The sequence below is a fragment of the Pseudomonas sp. B6(2017) genome (assembly GCF_002112765.1).
In the GTDB taxonomy this organism is placed as follows: Bacteria; Pseudomonadota; Gammaproteobacteria; order Pseudomonadales; family Pseudomonadaceae; genus Aquipseudomonas; species Aquipseudomonas piscis.
The window spans coordinates 1-666 of sequence record NZ_NEIQ01000074.1 but is presented as its reverse complement, the minus strand read 5'-3'; the positions used below and the strand labels follow the sequence as shown (position 1 = coordinate 666).

General features: G+C 70.3%; 1 protein-coding gene. It reads right to left on the bottom strand.

What is annotated here, in order from left to right; translation table 11 throughout:
• A partial coding sequence (locus CAG11_RS33745) for a hypothetical protein (protein ID WP_218191895.1) occupies positions 1-666 on the bottom strand: 666 nt, incomplete at both ends.

Genomic DNA, 666 nt, shown 5'->3' with positions numbered 1-666 from the left:
ACGGCGGCCAACGCCGTGCTGAGCGGGAACTGGATCGAGACCGGCGCCGCCGGCACCTACAGTGCGACCTATACCGCGACCACGGCCGGCACCGGCCTGCGCCGGTACCGGGTTACCCTGCGCATCCTTCAGCGTCGCCGTCACCACCAGAGGACTGCCCGCCACGTAGCTGGCCTTGTCCACCGTCAGCGTGGCCGACGTCACCGCCCCCGCCGTAATGGCGTAGGCTGCAGAGCTGGCATTGACACCGCCCAGCTTCAGCGCCGCCTTCAGGCCGGTGCGCTGAAGGAGGCGGTCACGGCGGCCAACGCCGTGCTGAGCGGGAACTGGATCGAGACCGGCGCCGCCGGCACCTACAGTGCGACCTATACCGCGACCACGGCCGGCACCGGCCTGCGCCGGTACCGGGTTACCCTGCGCATCCTTCAGCGTCGCCGTCACCACCAGAGGACTGCCCGCCACGTAGCTGGCCTTGTCCACCGTCAGCGTGGCCGACGTCACCGCCCCCGCCGTAATGGCGTAGGCTGCAGAGCTGGCATTGACACCGCCCAGCTTCAGCGCCGCCTTCAGGCCGGTGCGCTGAAGGAGGCGGTCACGGCGGCCAACGCCGTGCTGAGCGGGAACTGGATCGAGACCGGCGCCGCCGGCACCTACAGTGCGACCTAT